Below are 17005 nucleotides of genomic sequence, written 5' to 3'. Positions count from 1 at the left end.
AACGATAACGAATTCTGTAGGAGTGTATCGTGCGTAAGTTGACCCAATTGGCCCTGCTGGCCACCGTTCTGGTTGCAACTCCGGCATTCGCCGACCTGAAGATTGCCGTGCTGAACTACCAGATGGCCCTGCTGGAGTCCGACGCAGCGAAGAAGTACGCCGTGGATGCCGAGAAGAAGTTCGGCCCGCAACTGACCAAGCTCAAGAGCCTGGAAACCAGCGCCAAGGGCATCCAGGACCGTCTGGTAAGCGGCGGTGACAAGATGGCCCAGCAGGAGCGCGAGCGCCTGGAGCTGGAATTCAAGCAGAAGGCCCGTGACTTCCAGTTCCAGTCCAAGGAACTGAACGAAGCCAAGGCTGTGGCTGACCGCGAAATGCTCAAGCAGCTCAAGCCCAAGCTGGACCAGGCCGTCGAAGAAGTGATCAAGAAAGGCGGTTATGACCTGGTGTTCGAGCGTGGCGCCGTCATCGACGTCAAGCCTCAGTACGACGTGACCCGCCAGGTCATCGAGCGTATGAACCAGCTGAAGTAACCATGAGCGCCCCCATCAAGCTCGGCCAGCTGGCCGAGTTCCTGGGCGCCACGCTGCGTGGCGACAAGGACAAGGACATCGACGGGCTGGCCACGCTGCAAGAGGCCGGCCCGACTCAGCTCAGCTTCCTGGCCAATCCCCAGTACCGCAAGTTCCTCACCGACACCCAGGCCGGTGCCGTGCTGCTCAAGCCGGCCGATGCCGAAGGCTACGCCGGTGACGCGCTGCTGATCGCCGACCCTTACCTGGCCTATGCGCGCATCTCGCACCTGTTCGATCCCAAGCCCAAGGCGGCGGCCGGTATCCACCCGACGGCCTGTGTGGCGGAAGATGCGCAGGTCGACCCTACGGCGAGTATCGGCCCGTACGTGGTGATCGAAAGCGCCGCGCGCATTGGTGCCGGTGTCACCCTGGGCGCGCATTGCTTCATCGGCGCGCGCAGTGTGATCGGCGAAGGCGGTTGGCTGGCGCCGCGCGTCACGCTGTACCACGACGTGCGCATCGGTCAGCGGGTGGTCATCCAGTCTGGCGCCGTTCTCGGTGGTGAAGGCTTCGGCTTCGCCAACGAAAAAGGCGTATGGCAGAAGATTGCCCAGATTGGTGGCGTGGTGATCGGTGATGACGTGGAGATCGGCGTGAATACCGCCATCGACCGCGGTGCGCTGGCCGACACCCGGATCGGCAATGGCGTGAAACTGGACAACCAGATCCAGATCGCCCACAACGTCCAGGTGGGAGACCACACGGCCATGGCCGCCTGTGTTGGCATCTCCGGCAGCACCCGTATCGGCAAGCACTGCATGCTGGCCGGCGGTGTCGGGCTGGTCGGCCATATCGATATCTGCGACGGTGTGTTCATCACTGGCATGACCATGGTGACCCATTCGATCACCGAGCCCGGCTCCTATTCGTCGGGTACGGCCATGCAGCCGGCTGCCGAATGGCGCAAGAGTGCCGCGCGCATCCGCAAGCTCGACGACATGGCGCGTCGGCTGCAGAAACTGGAAAAGATCGTCGAGACCGTGACCTGCGACGCCAATGCTTCATCTGATGGCTGATATCTTTTTCATATCAGGCGGGCCTGGCTGCTAGGCTGGCCCCTGATATTTGTAGAAGGGCGCCCTGAGAGCGCTCTCTTTCTTTACTACAGGCTTCCCCTCGAAATGATGGACATCAACGAAATTCGCGAATACCTGCCTCATCGTTACCCGTTCCTGTTGGTGGATCGTGTGGCGGAGCTGGATCTCGAGAACCAGAGCATTCGCGCCTACAAGAATGTCAGCGTCAACGAGCCCTTCTTCAATGGCCATTTCCCTCAGCACCCGATCATGCCGGGCGTGCTGATCATCGAGGCCATGGCCCAGGCGGCAGGTATCCTGGGTTTCAAGATGCTTGATGCCAAGCCATCCGATGGCACGCTCTACTACTTCGTGGGTTCGGACAAACTGCGTTTCCGCCAGCCGGTGGTGCCAGGCGACCAGTTGACCCTGGAAGCCAAGTTCGTCAGCCGCAAGCGGCAGATCTGGAAATTCGAATGCCAGGCTTCGGTCGATGGCAAGTCGGTCTGCTCGGCTGAAATCATCTGTGCGGAACGCGAACTATGAGTTTGATCGACCCTCGCGCCATCATCGATCCGACGGCCATCCTGGCTGACAACGTGGAGGTCGGCCCGTGGTCGATCATCGGACCTGGTGTGGAAATCGGCGAGGGTTCAGTGATCGGCCCCCACGTGATCGTGCGTGGCCCGACGCGTATCGGTCGGCACAACCGCATCTACCAATTCTCCTCGGTCGGTGAAGACACCCCTGACCTCAAGTACAAGGGTGAAGACACGCGCCTGGTGATCGGTGATCACAACGTGATCCGCGAAGGCGTGACCATTCACCGTGGCACCGTGCAGGATCGCGCCGAAACCACCCTGGGCGACCACAACCTGATCATGGCCTATGCCCACATCGGCCACGACAGCGTGATCGGCAACCACTGCATTCTGGTCAACAACACCGCGCTGGCCGGGCATGTGCACGTCGATGACTGGGCCATCCTGTCCGGCTACACCCTGGTCCACCAGTATTGCCACATCGGTGCCCACAGCTTCTCCGGCATGGGCACGGCCATCGGCAAGGACGTTCCAGCGTTCGTCACCGTGTTCGGCAACCCCGCCGAGGCGCGCAGCATGAACTTCGAAGGCATGCGCCGGCGTGGTTTCTCGGAAGAGGCCATTCACGCGCTGCGCAAGGCCTACAAGATCGTCTACCGCCAGGGGCTGACCGTCGAACAGGCGATCATCGGCCTGGCCGACCTCGCCGCCGCGCACCCTGAGGTGGCGATGTTCCTGCAGTCGATTCAGTCCTCGACCCGCGGCATCACGCGCTGACCATGAGCCAGGCATTGCGTATCGCTCTGGTCGCCGGCGAGGCGTCCGGTGATATCCTCGGCTCCGGCCTGATGCGCGCCATCAAGACGCGCTACCCCGACGCCACGTTCATTGGCGTCGGCGGGCCGCTGATGGAAGCCGAGGGCATGCAGTCCTATTTCCCCATGGAGCGTCTGTCGGTCATGGGCCTGGTGGAGGTGCTCGGGCGTCTGCGTGAGCTGCTCGCCAAGCGCAAGGAACTGATCAAGACCTTGATCGCCGAACGCCCTGATGTGTTCATCGGCATCGATGCGCCGGATTTCACCCTCAATATCGAACTGCAGCTCCGCCGTGTCGGGATCAAGACCGTGCATTATGTCAGCCCGTCGGTATGGGCCTGGCGCCAGAAGCGGGTGCTGAAGATCCGCGAAGGCTGCGACCTGATGCTGACCCTGCTGCCGTTCGAGGCGCGCTTCTACGAAGAACAGGGCGTGCCGGTACGCTTTGTCGGCCATCCGTTGGCCGACACCATTCCCCTAGAAGCCGACCGAGCCGCCGCCCGCGCCGAGCTGGGGCTGGGTGACGGGCCGCTGGTGGCCTTGATGCCGGGCAGTCGCGGTGGCGAAGTAGGGCGCCTTGGCGCGTTGTTCTTCGATACCGCACAGCGCCTGCTCGCCGAACGTCCTGACCTGCGCTTCGTGTTGCCTTGTGCCAGTGCTGCCAGGCGTGCGCAGATCGAGCAGCTGTTGCAGGGGCGAGACTTGCCGCTGACCCTGCTCGATGGCCGTTCGCACCTCGCCCTGTCCGCCTGCGACGCCGTGTTGATCGCTTCGGGCACGGCGACCCTCGAAGCCCTGCTGTACAAGCGTCCGATGGTCGTTGCCTACCGCCTGGCGCCGCTGACCTTCTGGATTCTCAAGCGCTTGGTGAAAAGTCCCTACGTGTCGTTGCCCAACCTGTTGGCCGGCCGCCTGCTGGTGCCTGAGCTGTTGCAGGACGACGCGACCCCAGAGGCGCTCGCCCGGCAGATGCTGCCGTTGATCGATGGCGGCCTCGGGCAGACCGAAGGCTTCGACCAGATCCACCGCACCTTGCGTCTCGACGCCTCGAACCAGGCGGCCCGCGCGGTGCTCGAGCTGGTCGGCCGTAACCCTGAACCCTGAACCTTGAGGGAGCGCAGCATGCAGATGGGCCTGGATTTCACCCTGGTCGAAGACCTGGTTGCCGGTGTCGACGAAGTCGGCCGCGGGCCTTTGTGTGGCCCGGTGGTCACGGCGGCGGTGATTCTCGACCCGGCGCGGCCGATTCTGGGTCTCAACGACTCGAAAAAGCTCACTGAGGCGCGCCGCGAGAAGCTGTTCGACGAAATTCGTGAAAAGGCCCTGGCCTGGTGCATCGCTCGTGCCGAGGTGGAGGAGATCGACCGCTTGAACATCCTGCATGCCACCATGCTGGCCATGCAGCGCGCCGTCGAGGGGCTGAGCGTCACGCCGAAACTGGCGCTGATCGACGGCAACCGCTGTCCGAAGCTGGCGGTGCCCAGTGCGCCGGTGGTGCAGGGTGACGCCAGGGTGCCAGCCATCGCGGCGGCGTCGATCCTGGCCAAGGTCAGTCGTGACCGGGAAATGGCCGAGCTGGAGCTGGTCTATCCCGGCTATGGCATGGGCGGGCACAAGGGCTACCCGACACCCGTTCATCTGGAAGCCCTGGCGCGTCTGGGCCCCACGCCGATCCATCGGCGCTCGTTCGCTCCGGTGCGTGCCGCTTGGGAGGCGCTGGCGGTGGCCGCACCGCTCAGTTCGGCCGGCTTGCTGCAGGACTGACGTTTCCCGCCGGGCTGGGTACAATCCCGACCTTCGTTTCACCTGTCCACGCGCTATAGGATCTTCATGTCGGCTTCTTTCGTTCATCTGCGCCTGCATACCGAATACTCGCTGGTAGACGGCCTGGTCCGGGTCAAGCCGCTGGTCAAGGCGCTGGCCGGCATGAACATGCCTGCCGTGGCGGTCACCGACCAGAGCAACATGTGCTCCCTGGTCAAGTTCTACAAGGCGGCGCAGGGCGCGGGCATCAAACCGATCTGTGGCGCCGACCTGTGGCTGGCCGGCAAGAGTGCCGATGCGCCGCTCAGCCGCCTGAGCCTGCTGGTGATGAATCCGCAAGGCTACCGCAACCTCACCGAGCTGATCTCCCGTGGTTTCACCGAAGGGCAGAGCAATGGCCAGATCGTTGTCCAGCGTGAGTGGGTGGCCCAGGCCAGCGAAGGCCTGATTGCGCTTTCCGCAGCCAAGGAGGGCGAGATCGGCATGGCGCTGCTCGCCGGGAACCCCGGTGAGGCCGACGAGCTGCTGCGCGAATGGATGGCTGTGTTCCCCGAGCGCTTCTACATCGAAGTGCAGCGCACCAATCGGGTCAACGACGAAGAGCATCTGCATGCCGCGGTAGCCCTGGCCGACCGTCATGGCGCGCCGCTGGTGGCGACCAACGATGTGCGCTTCCTGCGCCAGGAAGACTTCGAGGCCCACGAGACCCGCGTATGCATCGGTGAGGGCCGGGCCCTGGATGACCCGCGGCGCTCGCGCAACTACAGCGACCAGCAGTACCTCAAGAGCGCGGCGGAAATGGCCGAGCTGTTCAGCGACCTGCCCGAGGCGCTGGAAAACACCGTCGAGATCGCCAAACGCTGCAACATCGACGTCAAGCTGGGCACCTACTTCCTGCCCAACTTCCCGATTCCCGATGGCATGACCATCGACGAATATTTCCGCAAGGTGTCCTTCGACGGCCTGGAAGAGCGCCTTTCCGTGCTGCTGCCGCCGGATTCGGAGAATTACCTCGAACGCAAGCAGGTGTATATCGACCGGCTCAACTTCGAGCTGGACATCATCATCCAGATGGGCTTCCCCGGTTACTTCCTCATCGTGATGGACTTCATCCAGTGGGCCAAGAGCAACGGCGTGCCGGTCGGCCCGGGCCGGGGTTCGGGTGCCGGTTCGCTGGTGGCCTACGTGCAGAAGATCACCGACCTCGACCCGCTGGCCTACGACCTGCTGTTCGAGCGTTTCCTCAACCCGGAACGGGTCTCGATGCCCGACTTCGACGTCGACTTCTGCATGGACGGTCGTGACCGGGTCATCGACTACGTGGCCGAGAAGTACGGCCGTAATGCGGTCAGCCAGATCATCACTTTCGGTTCCATGGCGGCCAAGGCGGTGGTGCGTGACGTGGCGCGGGTGCAGGGCAAGTCCTATGGCCTGGCCGATCGTCTGTCGAAGATGATCCCCTTCGAAGTAGGCATGACCCTGGAGAAGGCCTACGAGCAGGAAGAGATCCTGCGCGACTTCCTCAAGAACGACGAGGAAGCGGCAGAAATCTGGGAGATGGCCCTCAAGCTCGAAGGCGTGGTGCGTAACGTCGGCAAGCACGCCGGTGGTGTGGTGATCGCGCCAACCAAGCTCACCGACTTCGCGCCGATCTATTGCGACGAGGCCGGTGATGGCCTGGTGACCCAGTTCGACAAGGATGACGTCGAGGCGGCGGGTCTGGTGAAGTTCGACTTCCTCGGCCTGCGGACCCTGACCATCATCGACTGGGCCCTGGAGACCATCAACCGCGACCGCCAGCGCGATGGCCAGGACCCGCTGGACATCGCCTTCATTCCGCTGGATGACAAGCCGACCTACGAGCTGCTGCAACGTGCCGAAACCACGGCGGTGTTCCAGCTCGAATCGCGGGGCATGAAGGAGCTGATCAAGAAGCTCAAGCCCGACTGCCTGGAAGACCTCATCGCACTGGTGGCGCTGTTCCGTCCCGGCCCGCTGCAATCGGGCATGGTCGACGACTTCATCAACCGCAAGCACGGTCGTGCCGAGCTGGCCTACCCGCACCCGGACTACCAGTACGAAGGCCTGCAACCGGTACTGGCACCGACCTACGGCATCATCCTGTACCAGGAACAGGTGATGCAGATCGCCCAGGTCATGGCCGGCTATACCCTCGGTGGTGCGGACATGCTGCGCCGCGCCATGGGCAAGAAGAAGCCCGAGGAAATGGCCAAGCAGCGCGGCAGCTTCATCGATGGCTGCAAGGCCAACAATATCGATGCCGACCTGGCGGGTAACATCTTCGACCTGGTGGAAAAGTTCGCCGGCTACGGCTTCAACAAATCCCACTCGGCCGCCTATGGCCTGGTCTCGTACCAGACCGCCTGGCTGAAGATGCACTACCCGGCGCCATTCATGGCGGCGGTGCTGTCGGCGGATATGCACAACACCGACAAGGTCGTGACCCTGATCGAGGAAGTGCGCAGCATGAAGCTGCGCCTCGATGCGCCAGACGTGAACATCTCCGAGTTCAAGTTCACGGTCAGCGACGATGGTCGGATCATCTACGGCCTGGGTGCGATCAAGGGCGTCGGCGAAGGCCCGGTGGAAGCCATCACCGAGGCGCGCAAGGATGGCCCGTTCAAGGACCTGTTCGACTTCTGCGCTCGGGTCGACCTCAAGCGCGTCAATAAACGTACCCTCGATGGCCTGATCCGCAGCGGCGCTCTGGACCGTCTGGGTCCTTACTTCGAGCTGGAGCCCAAGGCCTACCAGGCCAACATCGACCGCAACCGCTCGGTGCTGCTGGCCGCGCTCGAAGAGGCCATCCAGGCGGCCGAGCAGACCGCGCGCAGCCGTGACAGCGGTCACTCGGACCTGTTCGGCGGACTGTTCGAAGCCGAAGATGCCGATGTCTACGCCAACCACCGCAAGGCACGGGAAATCACGCTCAAGGAGCGTCTGCGCGGCGAGAAGGAAACCCTCGGTCTGTACCTTACCGGCCACCCCATCGACGAATACGAAGGCGAGATTCGCCGCTTCGCCCGGCAGCGCATCATCGATCTCAAGCCGGCTCGCGATACCCAGACAGTGGCTGGCCTGGTCATCGCCTTGCGGGTGATGAAGAACAAGAAGGGCGACAAGATGGGCTTCATCACCCTCGACGATCGCTCGGCACGCATCGAGGCCTCGCTGTTCGCCGAGGCCTTCCATTCGGCGCAGTCGCTGCTGCAGACCGATGCGATCGTGGTGGTCGAGGGCGAGGTGAGCCACGACGACTTTTCCGGCGGCCTGCGTCTGCGGGCCAAGCGTGTCATGAGTATCGAGGACGCGCGTACAGGCCTCGCCGAAAGCCTGCGCCTGACGGTGAATGCCCAGGCGCTCAAGGGCGACCGGCTGCGCTGGCTGGGCGACCTTTGCCGGCGCCATCGCGGCGCCTGCCCGATCACCCTGGACTACACCGGGCAGGACGCCAGAGCGGTTCTGCAATTTGGCGAAGAATGGCGAATCGATCCCGCAGACAACCTGATTCAGGCCCTGCGTGACCAGTTCGGCAGGGAGAACGTCTTTCTCCAGTATCGCTGAACGCAGACAACCTGAAACTTTAAACTCGACCTTAAAACGCTCCTTCCGTATGGTAGGGGGTTTTTACGGATCAACCGGCCGGCCTCTTGGCCGTCGACCCAAGACGGATGCCTATGAACCCGAACTTTCTCGATTTCGAACAGCCCATCGCTGACTTGCAAGCCAAGATCGAAGAGCTGCGCCTGGTCGGCAACGACAACTCGCTGAACATCAGCGAGGAGATCTCCCGCCTGCAGGACAAGAGCAAAACGCTCACCGAGAGCATCTTCGGCAACCTGACCAGCTGGCAGATCGCACGCATGGCGCGCCACCCGCGCCGTCCCTATACGCTGGACTACATCGAGCACATCTTCACCGAGTTCGACGAACTGCACGGTGACCGGCATTTCGCCGACGACGCCGCCATCGTCGGTGGTATTGCCCGCCTGGACGGCCAGCCAGTCATGGTGATCGGCCATCAGAAAGGCCGCGAAGTGCGCGAGAAGGTCCGTCGCAACTTCGGCATGCCGCGTCCTGAAGGCTACCGCAAGGCCTGCCGCCTGATGGAAATGGCCGAGCGCTTCAAGATGCCGATCATGACCTTCATCGACACCCCGGGCGCCTATCCGGGCATCGACGCCGAAGAGCGCAACCAGAGCGAAGCCATCGCCTGGAACCTGCGTGTCATGGCGCGCCTGAAGACGCCGATCATCGCCACCGTGATCGGTGAGGGCGGCTCCGGCGGTGCGTTGGCCATCGGCGTCTGCGACCAGCTGAACATGCTGCAGTACTCCACCTACGCGGTGATCTCGCCGGAAGGCTGCGCCTCGATCCTGTGGAAAACCGCCGAGAAAGCGCCGGATGCTGCCGAAGCCATGGGCATCACCGCCGACCGCCTCAAGGGCCTGGGCATCGTCGACAAGGTCATCAAGGAGCCGCTGGGCGGTGCGCACCGCGACCCGGCCGCCGCTTCGGCGACCATCCGCGAAGAACTGCTCAGCCAGCTGGACATGCTCAAGAAGTTCGATGCCGACGCGCTGCTGAAGCGCCGCTACGAGCGTCTGATGAGCTACGGCGTCTGATAGCGGATTGCCCGGCCATGCACATGGCCGGGCCTTGTCGTCATGAACGACACCGAGCTGCATGCGTTACTGGTCGGGGCGCTGTCCCCGGCCTTGCAGGCGCCCGCCCTGCATGTCGCCTTCTCCGGAGGGCTGGACTCCACCGTCCTGCTGCACCTGTTGGTCGAACAGCGTTCGCGGCGATCTCTTCCTCCCCTTCATGCGATTCATGTCCATCACGGTCTGCAACCGGCAGCTGATGCCTGGCCTGAGCATTGCCGTGCGTTCTGCGCCGCGCTTGGTGTGCCTCTGCATGTCGAGTACGTCACCGTGCACCCGCAGGCGAGCCTGGAGCAGGCGGCTCGGCAGGCGCGTTATGCGGCTTTTGCACGTCTGATCGGTGAGGGCGACTGCCTGCTCAGTGCCCAGCATCGTGACGATCAGGCCGAAACCTTGCTGTTTCGCTTGCTGCGTGGTGCCGGTGTGCGCGGGTTGTCGGCCATGTCGGCCAGCCGCGCGCTAGGGGGCGGCCAGCTGTTACGGCCACTGCTGGGCGTGGCGCGCGCAGACCTGGAAGGCTATGCGCAGCGGCACGGCCTGAACTGGGTCGAAGATCCCAGCAATCAGGATCTGCGCCACGCACGCAATTTCCTGCGTGGGCAGGTCATGCCGGTGTTGCGTTCGCGCTGGCCGCAAGCGAGCGCCAGCCTGGCGCGCAGTGCCGCGCACCTGAGTGAAGCGCAGCAGTTGCTCGATGAACTCGCGAGCGCCGACCTGGCCGCTGCCGCCCGTACCGACGCATTCCCCTGGTTGAGCGTGCCGGCCCTGGCCCTGGCGCCCTTGGCTGCCCTGTCGCCGGCCCGGCAGCGCAATGCCTTGCGCCATTGGCTGGCGGCCTTCAGCCGCTTGCCTGATACCGACCATTGGGCCGGATGGGAAGCGTTGCGCGATGCCGGCCCTGAGGCCCATCCGGTATGGGCGCTGGCCGATGGGCAGTTGCACCGCGCGGCGGGCCAGCTCTGGTGGTTGAGCGGTGACTGGCTGCGGCCTTCAGCGGCCAGCGTGGCTGGGCAGAGCGTGGATTGGCCGAATCCCGGGCAGCCCCTCAAACTGTCGGGCAATGGCCTGCTGTCGTTCATTGGACCCGCGCCAGTCGGTGCCTTCGAAGTGCGCTATCGGCAGGGCGGAGAATGCCTGGAAGTGCCTGGGCGCGGCAGGCGCGACCTCAAGCGCCTGTTCAACGAGCGAGGCGTGCCGGGCTTCGTGCGTAACCGTGTGCCGCTGCTTTTCCAGGGTGGGCAATTGCTCGCCGTGGCCAACATTCACGGGCTGGATGGCCTGGGTGTCGGGGGCGGGCGGTTGCGCTGGCAGCCGCCAGCAGGCGACCAATGTTTGTGATGAAGGGGGCTTTCCGGTAGACTACGCTCCCTTCTTGATACAGCTTGTGTCAGCTGATTCTCAGCGACGCAGGCTGCCGGTCTACCACCCGTATTTACTGGGCAATCTTAAAAGTGTGGCGCTATGGAAAGGACAGGCTTCTGGTCGGTCGTATTCAACGCAGCAGTTCGGGAGTGCATTGTGAATCCTGTCGGTAACCGGGGGCTTCGGCCTTCCTTCGCTTTCCCCGGCGGCTCTGACCGCTTTAACGCAGACTTCTAGGGTTTTTCATGACGCGCTACATCTTCGTCACGGGCGGTGTTGTTTCTTCATTGGGGAAAGGCATTGCCTCGGCTTCATTGGCGGCCATCCTGGAGGCGAGGGGGCTCAAGGTCACCATGCTCAAGCTGGATCCGTACATCAACGTGGACCCGGGCACCATGAGCCCCTTCCAGCACGGTGAAGTGTTCGTCACCCACGACGGCGCCGAGACCGACCTGGACCTGGGTCACTACGAGCGGTTCATCCGCACCACGATGACCCAGAACAACAACTTCACCACCGGCCGCGTGTACGAGCACGTACTGCGCAAGGAGCGCCGTGGTGATTACCTGGGCGCCACCATCCAGGTCATTCCGCACATCACCGACGAGATCAAGCGTCGCATCATCAAGGGTGCGGCGGATGCCGACGTGGCCCTGGTCGAGATCGGCGGCACCGTGGGTGACATCGAGTCGCAACCGTTCCTCGAAGCCATTCGCCAGCTGCGTGTGGAAGTCGGTTCCAAGCGCGCGATGCTGATGCACCTGACCCTGGTCCCGTACATCGCCACTGCTGGCGAGACCAAGACCAAGCCGACCCAGCACTCGGTCAAGGAGCTGCGCTCCATCGGCCTGCAGCCTGACGTGCTGATCTGCCGTTCCGACCATCCGGTTGACGTGTCCTCGCGCCGCAAGATCGCGCTGTTCACCAACGTCGAAGAGCGTGCGGTGATTTCCCTGGAAGACGTCGACACCATTTACAAGATCCCGGCCGTGCTGCATGCCCAGGGTCTGGATGACTTCGTCGTCGAGCGCTTCGGCCTGCAATGCGGTGGCGCCGACCTGTCCGAGTGGGAAAAGGTCGTCGATGCCAAGCTCAACCCCGAGCACGAAGTGACCATCGCCATGGTCGGCAAGTACATGGAACTGCTCGACGCCTACAAGTCGCTGATCGAGGCCATGAGCCACGCCGGTATCACCAACCGTACCAAGGTGAACCTGCGCTACATCGACTCCGAAGACATCGAGAACCAGGGCACGGGCCTGCTCGAAGGCGTGGACGCCATCCTGGTTCCCGGCGGCTTCGGCCTGCGTGGCGTGGAAGGCAAGATCACTGCCGTGCAGTACGCCCGTGAGAACAAGGTGCCATACCTGGGCATCTGCCTGGGCATGCAGGTGGCGGTCATCGAGTTCGCCCGTAACGTGCTGGGCTGGAAAGACGCCAACTCCACCGAGTTCGACCGCACCGGTGAGCATCCGGTGGTCGGCCTGATCACCGAGTGGTCCGATGCCACCGGCGCCGTGGAAACCCGCAGCGAAAGTTCCGATCTGGGCGGCACCATGCGCCTGGGCGCTCAGGAGTGCCTGCTCGAAGCCGGCTCTCAGGTTCACGCCTGCTACGCCAGCGACGTGATCGTCGAGCGTCATCGCCATCGTTACGAGGTCAACAACAACCTGCTGCCGCAACTGATCGAAGCCGGTCTGCGCGTTTCCGGCCGTTCCGGCGACGGCGCGCTGGTCGAAGTGGTCGAGGCACCGGATCATCCATGGTTCGTGGCCTGCCAGTTCCACCCTGAGTTCACCTCGACACCGCGTGACGGTCATCCGCTGTTCAGCGGCTTCGTCAAGGCGGCGCTGGCTCAACATCAGAAGAACGCCTGATTCGGGATATCAAATACATGGCTCAGAAAATCATTCGCGTCGGCTCCATCGAGATCGCCAACGACAAGCCCATGGTGCTGTTCGGCGGCATGAACGTCCTCGAATCCCGTGACCTGGCCATGCAGATCTGCGAAGAGTACGTGAGGGTTACCGAGAAGCTCGGTATCCCTTACGTGTTCAAGGCCAGCTTCGACAAGGCCAATCGGTCGTCGATCAACTCGTACCGTGGCCCCGGCCTGGAAGAGGGCATGCGCATCTTCGAAGAGATCAAGCGCACCTTCAACGTGCCGGTGATCACCGACGTGCACGAGCCGCACCAGGCCGCTCCAGTGGCCGAAGTCTGCGACATCATCCAGCTGCCGGCCTTCCTGTCGCGGCAGACCGACCTGGTGGTGGCGATGGCCAAGACCGGTGCAGTGATCAACATCAAGAAGGCCCAGTTCCTTGCCCCCCAGGAAATGAAACACATCCTGACCAAGTGCGAGGAAGCGGGTAACGAGCAGCTGATTCTCTGCGAGCGCGGTTCGAGCTTCGGCTACAACAACCTGGTGGTGGACATGCTCGGCTTCGGCATCATGAAGCAGTTCGAATACCCGGTGTTCTTCGACGTCACTCATGCACTGCAGATGCCAGGTGGTCGTGCGGATTCCGCCGGCGGCCGCCGTGCCCAGGTTCTGGAGCTGGCCAAGGCCGGTCTGTCCCAGGGCCTGGCCGGGTTGTTCCTCGAGGCCCATCCGGACCCCGACCAGGCCAAGTGCGACGGCCCGTGCGCGTTGCGCCTGAACAAGCTTGAGCCTTTCCTGTCTCAGCTGCAGGCGCTGGACCAGCTGGTGAAAAGTTTTGACCCCGTTGAAACCGCGTAACCTCGGTTTCCGTTAAAGTGCCGTGCCCGGTGGCCGCCTCTGCGCAGCCGCCGGTTCCACGCCCGGCCTGCCCGGCGTGATCGTTTTCAATGCTGCGTCGTTTCCGTCAATCCCGGAGTGTTTACAACAATGGCAAAAATCGTCGACATCAAAGGTCGTGAAGTTCTCGACTCCCGTGGCAACCCCACCGTCGAAGCGGATGTGCTTCTCGACAACGGCATCATCGGTACTGCTTGCGCGCCGTCCGGTGCCTCAACCGGTTCGCGCGAAGCGCTCGAGCTGCGTGATGGAGACAAGAGCCGTTACCTGGGCAAGGGCGTGCTGAAAGCCGTTGCCAACATCAACGGCCCGATCCGCGACCTGCTGCTGGGCAAGGACCCGATCGACCAGAAAGCCCTGGACCGCGCCATGATCGAACTGGACGGTACCGAGAACAAGGCCAAGCTGGGCGCCAACGCCATCCTCGCCGTGTCCCTGGCCGCTGCCAAGGCCGCCGCCCAGGACCAGGACCTGCCGCTGTACGCGCACATCGCCAACCTGAACGGCACTCCGGGCCAGTACTCCATGCCGGTGCCGATGATGAACATCATCAACGGCGGCGAGCATGCCGATAACAACGTCGATATCCAGGAGTTCATGGTGCAGCCAGTTGGCGCCAAGACCTTCTCCGACGGCCTGCGTATGGGCACCGAGATTTTCCACCACCTCAAGGCTGTGCTGAAGGCTCGTGGCCTGAACACTGCCGTGGGTGACGAAGGCGGCTTCGCCCCGAACCTGGCTTCCAACGAAGACGCCCTGGGCGCCATCGCCGAAGCGGTCGAGAAAGCCGGCTACAAGCTGGGCACCGACGTGACCCTGGCCCTGGACTGCGCGGCCAGCGAATTCTACGAAGACGGCAAGTACAACCTGTCGGGCGAAGGCAAGTCGTTCGATGCCGAAGGTTTCGCCGACTACCTGAAAGGCCTGACCGAGCGCTTCCCGATCATCTCCATCGAAGACGGTCTGGACGAGTCGGACTGGGCTGGCTGGAAGATCCTCACCGACAAGATCGGCACCAAGGTGCAGCTGGTCGGTGACGACCTGTTCGTGACCAACACCAAGATCCTCAAGGAAGGCATCGAGAAAGGTATCGGTAACTCGATCCTGATCAAGTTCAACCAGATCGGCTCGCTGACCGAAACCCTGGAAGCCATCCAGATGGCCAAGGCGGCTGGCTACACCGCAGTGATCTCGCACCGCTCCGGTGAAACCGAAGACTCGACCATCGCCGACCTGGCCGTTGGCACCGCCGCCGGTCAGATCAAGACCGGTTCGCTGTGCCGCTCCGACCGCGTCTCCAAGTACAACCAGCTGCTGCGTATCGAAGAGCAACTGGGCGCCAAGGCCGTTTATCGCGGCCGTGCGGAGTTTCGCGGCTGAGTCATAGGTGGTAAAACGGCAGGGCCTTCGCACGGGGTGCGCGGGCCAGTGCCGAGGCTGTACTGATTGAGCCTGGCCTTGGTCAGGCTCAATGCCGTTTCATTACCGGATAATTGATATCTCGATGCGCAGTCCCTATTGGTTGTTCCTCGTTCTGCTTCTGTTGCTGGCCGGCCTGCAGTACCGCCTTTGGGTGGGCAATGGCAGCCTGGCGCAAGTCGCCAGCCTGACCAAGCAGATTGCCGAACAGCGCGCTGAAAATGAAAACCTGCTGGAACGCAATCGGGTTCTCGACGCCGAGGTCACGGAACTCAAGAAGGGTCTGGAAACCGTCGAAGAGCGCGCCCGCCACGAGCTGGGCATGGTCAAGGACGGCGAAACCCTCTACCAATTGGCACGCTGAGCTGACGCGAAGGCCTCGATGCACGACTCTCTTCCTGCCTTCTGGGCAGTCATTCCCGCTGCGGGCGTTGGTGCCCGAATGGCGGCGGATCGTCCCAAGCAATACCTGATGCTGGGCGCTCTCACCATTCTCGAACACAGCCTGCTGTGTTTTCTCGACCATCCCCGACTCAAAGGGCTGGTGATCAGCCTGGCTGCCGAAGACCCCTATTGGCCGACCCTGCCTTGCGCGCTGGATTCACGCATCCAGCGCGTCGAAGGTGGCAAGGAACGCGCCGACTCGGTGCTCAATGCGCTACTGCACCTGCACGCTCAAGGTGCCAGCGACGACGACTGGGTCCTGGTGCACGACGCGGCACGCCCCAACCTGGCACGCAGTGACCTGGACAACCTGCTGGGTGAGCTGGCGCATGACCCGGTCGGTGGCCTGCTGGCGGTGCCGGCGCGCGACACCCTCAAGCGTGCCGATGCCCATGGGCGCGTATCGGAAACCGTGGATCGCAGCCTGATCTGGCAGGCCTATACACCGCAGATGTTTCGCCTGGGGACGCTGCACCGCGCCCTGGCCGACAGTCTGGTGGCCAACGCGGCGATCACCGATGAAGCCTCGGCCATCGAATGGGCCGGGCAAGCCCCGCGGCTGGTCGAAGGCCGCTCAGACAACATCAAGGTCACCCGCCCCGAAGACCTGGAATGGCTGCGCCAGCGCCGCTCCTTCGCTTAGTAGGCGCCGAGGTATTCCTTGCGCTGTGCCAGCCCTTGCTTGAGATAGTCCACCAGGTTGCGCACTTTCGGTGACAGATGCCGCTGCTGAGGGTACAGCGCCCACACGGCGGTGTTGGGGGGCTGGTGCGGCTCCAGCAATGACACCAAGGCACCACTTTGCAGGTGTTCGAGCACGTAGTAATCCGGTAGTTGGCACAGGCCCATGCCATTGAGCGCGGCGTCCAGCACCGCCTGGCCGCTGTTGCAGCGCCAGTTGCCGTGCACGCGTTGCGAGAATTCCCGCCCATTCTGCTGCAGCAGCCAGGTATCGCTGCTGCCGACCAGGCAGTTGTGCCGGTTGAGTTCCGACAGGCTGTGCGGGCGACCGTAGCGTTCCAGATAGGACGGGGAGGCGCACAGGTACATGCGCCGAGGCGCCAGGCGGGTGGCGACCAGGCGCGAGTCCTGCAGGCGGCCCAGGCGGATGGCCAGGTCCATGCCCTCCTGCAGCAGGTCCAGCGTGGTGTTCGACAGCTCGATATCGACCCGCAACTGTGGGTGCTTTTCCATGAAGCGGGTAACCAGCGGGGCAATGAAGCGCTCACCGTAGGCCACGGCGCAGGTCATGCGCAGCAGGCCCTTGGGCTCGCCAGTGAGATCACCGATGGCACGCAACGCTTCTTCGCGGCCGTCTTGCAGGCGTTGGCAATGCTGCAGGAAGGTCTGCCCGGCTTCGGTGAGTGCGACACGCCGAGTGCTGCGGTACAGCAGGCGGCTCTGCAGGCGCTCTTCCAGGCGGGCGATCTGCCGGCTGATGTGTGATGAGGAAACCCCCAGGCGCTGCGCGGCGGCAGTGAACTGCCCGCATTCGGCGACCGCGACGAACTCGTCGATGCCTTCCCAGCCATTGATGAACATCGATTATCCCTGTGTGGCAATAATGTTTTGCTTTGGCCCGATTATTCACCAGCCTGGGCTGT

Annotated in this window: 15 protein-coding genes; 14 read left to right on the top strand and 1 reads right to left on the bottom strand. The window is 63.2% G+C overall.

What is annotated here, in order from left to right; genetic code table 11:
• The first annotated feature begins 29 nt into the window (after positions 1-29).
• The 14 genes from QZ497_RS17160 to ispD all read left to right on the top strand — a co-directional run bounded on the left by QZ497_RS17160 (position 30) and on the right by ispD (position 16044).
• The gene (locus QZ497_RS17160; protein WP_295477104.1) at positions 30-533 is read left to right on the top strand and encodes an OmpH family outer membrane protein; all 504 of its coding nucleotides are present in this window, start codon (positions 30-32) and stop codon (positions 531-533) included.
• 2 nt (positions 534-535) lie between these two features.
• Positions 536-1591 (top strand): UDP-3-O-(3-hydroxymyristoyl)glucosamine N-acyltransferase, encoded by a 1056-nt coding sequence (gene lpxD / locus QZ497_RS17155; protein ID WP_295477102.1) that lies wholly within the window; start codon positions 536-538, stop codon positions 1589-1591.
• 105 nt (positions 1592-1696) lie between these two features.
• The gene (gene fabZ / locus QZ497_RS17150) at positions 1697-2137 is read left to right on the top strand and encodes a 3-hydroxyacyl-ACP dehydratase FabZ (RefSeq protein ID WP_295477100.1); all 441 of its coding nucleotides are present in this window, start codon (positions 1697-1699) and stop codon (positions 2135-2137) included.
• On the top strand, positions 2134-2910 hold the full coding sequence (lpxA, locus tag QZ497_RS17145) for an acyl-ACP--UDP-N-acetylglucosamine O-acyltransferase (protein ID WP_295477098.1): 777 nt from the start codon (positions 2134-2136) through the stop codon (positions 2908-2910). Before fabZ ends, lpxA begins: the two co-directional genes overlap by 4 nt.
• A 2-nt stretch (positions 2911-2912) precedes the next feature.
• The gene (gene lpxB, locus QZ497_RS17140) at positions 2913-4052 is read left to right on the top strand and encodes a lipid-A-disaccharide synthase (RefSeq protein ID WP_295477096.1); all 1140 of its coding nucleotides are present in this window, start codon (positions 2913-2915) and stop codon (positions 4050-4052) included.
• Positions 4053-4070: 18 nt separating this feature from the next.
• Entirely contained in the window at positions 4071-4712 is a 642-nt protein-coding gene (gene rnhB / locus QZ497_RS17135; protein WP_295477094.1) for a ribonuclease HII, read from the top strand.
• 66 nt (positions 4713-4778) lie between these two features.
• The gene (gene dnaE / locus QZ497_RS17130) at positions 4779-8297 is read left to right on the top strand and encodes a DNA polymerase III subunit alpha (protein WP_295477092.1); all 3519 of its coding nucleotides are present in this window, start codon (positions 4779-4781) and stop codon (positions 8295-8297) included.
• A gap of 113 nt (positions 8298-8410) precedes the next feature.
• Positions 8411-9358: an acetyl-CoA carboxylase carboxyltransferase subunit alpha gene (locus tag QZ497_RS17125; RefSeq protein WP_295477090.1), complete on the top strand. Its 948-nt coding sequence runs from the start codon at positions 8411-8413 to the stop codon at positions 9356-9358.
• Positions 9359-9400: 42 nt separating this feature from the next.
• On the top strand, positions 9401-10735 hold the full coding sequence (tilS, locus tag QZ497_RS17120; protein ID WP_295477088.1) for a tRNA lysidine(34) synthetase TilS: 1335 nt from the start codon (positions 9401-9403) through the stop codon (positions 10733-10735).
• Between the two features lie 269 nt (positions 10736-11004).
• Positions 11005-12636: a CTP synthase gene (locus QZ497_RS17115; protein ID WP_295477086.1), complete on the top strand. Its 1632-nt coding sequence runs from the start codon at positions 11005-11007 to the stop codon at positions 12634-12636.
• A gap of 17 nt (positions 12637-12653) precedes the next feature.
• Positions 12654-13499 (top strand): 3-deoxy-8-phosphooctulonate synthase, encoded by an 846-nt coding sequence (gene kdsA / locus QZ497_RS17110; RefSeq protein ID WP_295477084.1) that lies wholly within the window; start codon positions 12654-12656, stop codon positions 13497-13499.
• Between the two features lie 129 nt (positions 13500-13628).
• Positions 13629-14918, top strand: coding sequence for a phosphopyruvate hydratase (gene eno, locus QZ497_RS17105; RefSeq protein WP_295477082.1), 1290 nt, complete (start codon positions 13629-13631; stop codon positions 14916-14918).
• A gap of 118 nt (positions 14919-15036) precedes the next feature.
• Positions 15037-15321, top strand: coding sequence for a cell division protein FtsB (gene ftsB / locus QZ497_RS17100; protein WP_295477219.1), 285 nt, complete (start codon positions 15037-15039; stop codon positions 15319-15321).
• An 18-nt stretch (positions 15322-15339) separates the two neighbouring features.
• Positions 15340-16044 (top strand): 2-C-methyl-D-erythritol 4-phosphate cytidylyltransferase, encoded by a 705-nt coding sequence (gene ispD, locus QZ497_RS17095; protein ID WP_295477080.1) that lies wholly within the window; start codon positions 15340-15342, stop codon positions 16042-16044.
• Here ispD and QZ497_RS17090 read toward each other — a convergent pair.
• On the bottom strand, positions 16041-16937 hold the full coding sequence (locus QZ497_RS17090; RefSeq protein ID WP_295477217.1) for a LysR substrate-binding domain-containing protein: 897 nt from the start codon (positions 16935-16937) through the stop codon (positions 16041-16043). The two genes, ispD and QZ497_RS17090, sit on opposite strands and share 4 nt — an antisense overlap.
• Positions 16938-17005: the final 68 nt, after the last annotated feature.

The sequence above is a fragment of the uncultured Pseudomonas sp. genome (genome assembly GCF_913777995.1).
Lineage (GTDB): Bacteria > Pseudomonadota > Gammaproteobacteria > Pseudomonadales > Pseudomonadaceae > Aquipseudomonas.
This window is presented reverse-complemented; position numbering and strand designations above follow the sequence as displayed.